Here is a 6129-nt window from a genome sequence, read left to right on the forward strand (position 1 = left end):
GCGGCGAGGGCGCTGCTGATCGCCATGCCTTCGCGATAGGCGGCCAGCGCCCCCGCCCCGTCCCCGGTGGCCGCGAGCATGTCGCCGACCTTGTTGTGGCCGACCGAAAGATCGCGCTGCCACACGGAATTGCCCGGATCCCGCGCGGCGAGGGCGGCAGTTCTTACTCGGAGGGCATTGAAGATGGCGGTTGCCCCTGGGCCATCACCAGCCCGCACCAGGGTCTGCGCAACCTCATCAGCGAGATCGTTCGATATCGTATCCAGTGTCCATATCGTATCCAGTGTCCATCGCGCATCGCTCATGATGCGAACCCCGCGATGAAGCGATGGGCGGCCTCGTATGCGCCCTCCGGGTTGCCGCGCGCGTTCTCGGTACGCACGAGATGCGCGAGTGCAAGCCCGGCTCGGTGTGAGCCCGCGAGCAACATTCGATCAGCAGCCAGTGCCAGCGCAAGAGCACGATCATCATCTGTCAATGTGTGAAAAACGGTCGGATCGTCGATGATGTCGTTCAGAAGGTCATCCAGAACGGCATATAGATCAGATGCTTCCGGCCAATCTTTTAGATGCGCGCGTGCCATCCCGTGCTTCAGATAGGCCTCTGCCGCCTCGACGAACAAACGCTCGGAAAAGGCCGCTATGTCGTTGCGCGATCGGTCGAGCACGTCCCGGACAAAACGATAGCGGCTCTCACCTTCCTCCAGATCACTCCGTGCGTGCCCGCCGAAACGCGCGGCAGCCATCCGATCCACAAAATCAACAACAAACCGGCTGCCCATCACGCTGGCAAGAAGTAGGGCGCGCCTTACGGCTGGCGTCGTGTCGTGAAACCTCTCCAACACGATATCGTCGATGCGTAGATCGGCCAATGAAAGAACAGATTCCCGTCCTGCCGCTGTCAGGTCACGTGTCCTGTCCAGATCTTCAAACCAAATTGGACGCGAATGCATACGTGCCGCGATCTGTTCCAGCTTGCGGGGGTTGCCGCCACTCTTTTCGACGATCGACGCAACCGTCTCGTCCATCAGGCCCGGAAACTGGCCCCGCAAGGCTGGCGCAAGATTGTCGACAGGCTCGCCGAGATCAATTTCGATGAAGCGCTCATCTGCAAGCGTACCGCCCCCGGAACCGTTGAACGGTCCCGGCTCTTCTGGCGTCTGGTTGCGTGCATGGTTCAGCACCTCAGATACAGCGCTGCGCGGCTGCTCGGCGTCGCGCCCATCGCGCCAACGGCGGAGTTGACGGCTCCAATGAGTAACCAAAAGCAGGAGGGGCCACCCTTCAGCTGCGCTCGCCGCGATCAGTCGTTCGACAAAAACAGCAGTTGTCCGATCACGATCTGCGAATTGCGCATCATCAATTAGTACCACGAGCGGCATGCCGGCGAACATTGAGGATGAGGGGGCAAAAAGACGTGACAGATCGCTCATCACCCCATCCACCACCGTGTTGATCCGCTTGCCAGAGGCGTCGAGTGGCGCATCTCCATCGCTCGTGTGCTTGCTCACAATCGAGCCGACCTTCCAGGCTGCTTGTCCGATCCTTTTGAACATGCCCAATCCGATGGCTTGGCCCAGTACATCGAGACTCGCATCGGCGATCTCTATTCCCGCATCCGCCGCTAGGTCCGCGAACTCATGAAGCATGTCGCGACCGCTCGCCCTCCGGCGCGCGGAAAGTTGCGCCGCCGTCAGATGCGGTAATAGGTCCTCCAATCCGTTGAAGACCGTGTTGCCCGGGTTGGGGCCGTCGGCAATTGCCAGGCCCCACCACACAAAGCGAGGGTCGGAGGCGTAATTGCAGGTTTCGCCAGCTGGCATCACTGCAACTCGCTCTGCCAATCGGCCATAGTCATCCGGCCAATAGTGCTCCGGATCGCGACTGGTCGTCAGGTGACGATAGAGCTCCATTGCCAAGCGGGTCTTGCCCAGGCCACGCTCCGCATGGATCAGCACGACGCGATGCACCGGCTCGCGGACTTGCGTCCCTGCCTTTGTGCCCTCCGCCGCCGCAGCTACGTCGTCATAGGCTCGGATGAGCCGTGTCAGGTCGCGCTGCCGGTTGCGACCACAAAATTGAAGCTCTGACACAATAGCACCTCCAATGCATGACCGATCGTCAGCAGAGATCATAGTCATGATGAAGCATTTAGATGATCCGCTCGACAATCATTTGGCCAAGTTTGAATGTCAAATCTCGCTCAGAACGCTGCCGTTGATATATTCACATCGAAAGCGCGCCTTGTCCGCACAGCGGACCCTCGCGCCAGCGGCAGCGAAGGGCCGCTTTTCATTTTTAGTGTGTGATGAACGCTTTGGCATGAAACATGGTCGATGACCAAGGCTGTCGGTTTGTCTGCAGGCGTTGGCGCATCGCCGGCGGGCCGGCGACCGTGCCCCAGTCGCGCTGTCGCGCGACCCGAGCCAGCCAGGGCGATGCGGTCGGCTGCGGCGCCTGCGGTCTGTCTCGTCCCGAGCCAGATCCTCGATCGCCGGTCCTGACCGCCCTGCCCTGCCTGTCTCGGCCCATCCGGGTGTCGGTCACGTGCGCGGGTTGGCCTTCAGCCCTCGCGCAGAACCGGATCATCGGGCGGGCTTTCGGCCTCCCGCCAAGCCCGGTCATTCACCGTCCTGCACGCGTCCATCCTGCCGGGAACACAGGCGGCGGGGGCGGTTTCGGGCGAGGCCAGCAGGGTTGCGGTTGATCCGGACACGACATGCACAGCCCCAGCCCTTGCCATCCGTCTCGCTGCCGGTTCGGTCGATCGCTTGGCTCCGTGGCCGGTTGGTCCTGTCCTGCAAGGGGCGTTTCTTCCCGATGAAACATGACAGGGCAGCGCGGCTGACGGCCTTCGGCCTTCAACGACGAATTTCCCCTGGCCTGCGGCCATTCCGCGCGAACCAAATTCGCCTTTGACAGCCGCTCTTCCTGCCCTGTCCGCAGGGGTTTCATCGAAACGCCAGGAAGGAAAGGAAAATCCAACGGCCACCGAAAACATGAAGCTCCGCGTGAAAACCGGCGAGAAGGACGGCAAGAATTTCTGGGACGACTGCGGGGTCCTCTTCATCAACCGCAGCCCCGCCGGCGAGATCACCTCGATCCAGGTCCGCCACAGCATGTTCCCCGGCCTTGATATGGTCGCCTTCCCGAAACGGGCGGACGACTAGGAGTAACAGCAACGGGGCGGCGAAAGCCGCCCCTTCGCCGTTCCATCCCGTCGCTGCCGCGACGGCCTGCGGCCAGAAAAGTTAATCGCGGCCCGCGTTCTCGCGCGGGCCATGATGGGCTGTTGCCGCGCCGCGGGATCGACGCCGGCTGCGCCCGCGCTCATCCCCGCCCCGACGATGTTTCCTTTCGCTTTGTCCGCCACGCATCCGGGGGTCTGCCGGTCAAGGGGCCAGCGCCGCGCGTGCCGCGCGTCGTCGTCCAGGCGGGCCGTGTCCTCGGCTGCGCCTGCGGGCCGCACCACCCCGCCTTCCCGACCCCGTGACAGTCATCCCCCCGGCCGCGGGCAGGGCTGCGCCCTCCCCGCTTTGCCGTCCGAAAGGCATGGGGCCTTTCGGGCGACACGCAGAGAGGTCTCGCCCATCGGCGGAAAGCAGGCACCAAGCCCGCCCCGCCCGTCGCAAAAGAAGGACGATGCGAGATGCTACGCAATTTTGACAACCTGACCCGGAACGAAGGCCGCTGGCTCAATCTCTGGGGCGCGTTCGATGTGACCGGGGAATATCTCGGCACCTTCACCCTCGATGAGTTGCGCGAGAATGCGCAGGTGAAAGCCAAATGGGTCAGCGCCGTTCAGTATCTGGGGGCGGGCAAGCGCATTGATGACGCCGCGCTGGCGCAGGACTGGAACGGTTTGCCGTCCGGCACCACCGTCTTCGACTTTTCCGGCTTCTGTGTCTCGCCCGTCCGCGACATGGGCGGCAGCATCGAGGTCTGCGATCCCGGCGAACATGCGTTCTGGTCGGTCTATGGGTTTCATCGGGAGGCAGAGGAACGGCAGATCGTCCATGACGCGCTGTCGGACGATATCGGCGAGTCCCTCGCCCGGATCGTGGAGCTGACCGGCGAGCTGGTCGAATACAGCGATCTGTCCCATACCTATGCCAATACCCGCCTGCCCGATCTGGTGGACCTGCTGTCGCAGCGCATCCTTGACGAGATCCCCGAGCAGAGCGGCGGCGCTGCGCGCGCCGACGATGCCGACACGCACCCGCTGACCGATCTGCGCGAGCAAATCCTTGCCGCAATCGAAAAGCGGAGGGGCTGATATGGGCTGGCTGGTCTATAACCACACCCCCGCCTGCATCCGCGACGAAATCGCCCGGCTTTGTGGCGGCGAGGATGAAGAGCGCCGCAGCTATCCCGTGCTCATCAGCCGCAAGGGATCGGTCTGGTATGCGGCCGTCAGGTCGGAACCCAAGACCTCTGGGCGGCGCGAGGACGGGCTTTGCCCTTATGGCGACTACGTGACCGACGCAACCGGCGGTTATGTCTTTGCCGCGATCTTCCTGACATCGACCAAGGGCGGTGGATGGGGCTACAAGTCGATGGCGGAGACCGCCGGCCCCACGGATGCCGCCGCCCATGCCCCGGAAAAGCTGCTGTCGCTGCTGTCGGAGACGGTCAATGATCATGCGACCGACTGGCGGCAGCGGTGCCGCGATCACGCGGCCAAGGAAAAACGCCCGTTGAAGCCCGGCGACGTGATCCGCTTTGCCGAGCCGCTGCGGTTCAGCGATGGCACCGAAGGCTGCACCTTCCGCGTGAAGAAGGAGCGGTTCGCCGGCGCGAACCGCGCGACCACCTTCTTCACCTGCATCGAGACCGGGAAAGACTGCCGGATCAGCCGCGTCATGGCGCGGGACTGGACCCGCATCTGATCAACCCACGCCGCGCCTGCGGGCGCGGCGCCCTGCCCCATTGCCCAAGGATTCAGACATGGCCCATCCCGCCGTGACCGATTTTCTGCGCGCGCTCGACAGCTTCGACCGCCCGAAGACCTGCACCGAGATCTTCCGCATCTTCTGCGAAATGGCGTATTGCGCCCTGGCAAAGCGCGCCTCGCCCTTCCCCGACCAGCGCGACCGACTGGAGGCTGACTACATGTCCTGTGTCGGGATGTTCCCGAACAAGGACGATGTGCGCCGGATGCCGGACATGATGGCCCTGGCCTTGCAGACCATCGCCGCCGGGGGCGTCGATTTCTTCGGCCAGGTCGCGGCCGAGATTGGCGCGCTCGATGCCCGCATGGGGCAATTCTTCACCCCCTACGAGGTCAGCCGCATGATGGCCGAGATGATTCTTGGCGACGTGTCGGCCCAGATCGAGGCGCAGGGCTTCATCACCATCTCGGAACCCGCCGCAGGCGCGGGCGGCATGGTGCTGGCCGTGGCCGATGTGATCGAGAGGCAGGGTTTCGATCCGGCCCGCCATATCTGGGTCGAGGCCGTCGAGCTGTCTCGCGCCACGTTCCACATGGCCTACGTCCAGATCGCCGCGCGCGGTGTCGCCGGCCGCGTGATCAATGGCAACAGCCTGTCACTCGAAACCTACGAGCAGGCATTCACCCCTGGCGCGCCCGTGTTCCATGTGCGGAACGGTCACCCTTTCGCCAAACAGCGCGAGGCCGAACAGCAGGCGGCGGAAGTCGAAAAGGCCGCGCAGGGGATGCGTCGCGAGCTGCTGCGCGACTCAGTGCCGGCCACCGCCCGCGCCGTCTGGCAATGACGATTGACGCAGGCAGATCAGCCGCTTACGCTCGATCCTGCTGAATCTATTTGGCATTACGTTTCTCAAGTTGTTCATGACCTTCGGCGACGAAGGTTCCACTGGGCCGCCCTCGGGCGGCCCCTTTCTTTGCCAGCGAACTTATCCACAATTTCTGGGGATCGTTCCGGGGAAAACCCGATCGGCAGAATGACGCGATGAGCCCATCTTTACCAGGTGCTCACGCGCACAAATTCGCAGGCGCAGCTTGGAGGGGTCGGAAGTGCCGGCCGAGGCTGTGTGGAAACGCTGTTCCGTGGTAAGCTTTTGCAAGGCAGTGGGAGGCAGGGATGGCACGTTTCATCGATGGCATCGACCGGGAACAGGTCACGCTTTTCCCGGATCGTCTTGAGGA

General features: G+C 63.3%; 7 protein-coding genes. 4 read left to right on the top strand and 3 right to left on the bottom strand.

Annotated features, from left to right (window positions below):
- The 3 genes from J7359_RS19570 to J7359_RS19580 form a co-directional block, all read right to left on the bottom strand.
- A partial coding sequence (locus tag J7359_RS19570; protein ID WP_209059816.1) for a hypothetical protein occupies nt 1-305 on the bottom strand: 305 nt, incomplete at its 3' end.
- A complete protein-coding gene (locus J7359_RS19575) occupies nt 302-2092 on the bottom strand; it encodes a hypothetical protein (protein ID WP_209059819.1) in 1791 nt (596 codons plus the stop codon). The genes J7359_RS19570 and J7359_RS19575, both read right to left, overlap by 4 nt.
- A gap of 470 nt (nt 2093-2562) precedes the next feature.
- Nucleotides 2563-2715 (bottom strand): hypothetical protein, encoded by a 153-nt coding sequence (locus J7359_RS19580; RefSeq protein ID WP_209059821.1) that lies wholly within the window; start codon nt 2713-2715, stop codon nt 2563-2565.
- 283 nt (nt 2716-2998) lie between these two features.
- Between J7359_RS19580 and J7359_RS19585 the strand changes: the two genes are divergently transcribed.
- From J7359_RS19585 to J7359_RS19600, 4 genes are all read left to right on the top strand, one after another.
- Entirely contained in the window at nt 2999-3169 is a 171-nt protein-coding gene (locus tag J7359_RS19585; protein WP_209059823.1) for a hypothetical protein, read from the top strand.
- 479 nt (nt 3170-3648) lie between these two features.
- Nucleotides 3649-4275: a hypothetical protein gene (locus tag J7359_RS19590; RefSeq protein ID WP_209059825.1), complete on the top strand. Its 627-nt coding sequence runs from the start codon at nt 3649-3651 to the stop codon at nt 4273-4275.
- Between the two features lies 1 nt (nt 4276).
- Entirely contained in the window at nt 4277-4888 is a 612-nt protein-coding gene (locus J7359_RS19595) for a hypothetical protein (RefSeq protein ID WP_209059827.1), read from the top strand.
- Between the two features lie 58 nt (nt 4889-4946).
- Nucleotides 4947-5735: an N-6 DNA methylase gene (locus J7359_RS19600; protein ID WP_209059840.1), complete on the top strand. Its 789-nt coding sequence runs from the start codon at nt 4947-4949 to the stop codon at nt 5733-5735.
- Nucleotides 5736-6129 lie beyond the last annotated feature (394 nt).

This window comes from Paracoccus sp. R12_2 (genome assembly GCF_017744015.1).
Taxonomy (GTDB): Bacteria; Pseudomonadota; Alphaproteobacteria; order Rhodobacterales; family Rhodobacteraceae; genus Paracoccus.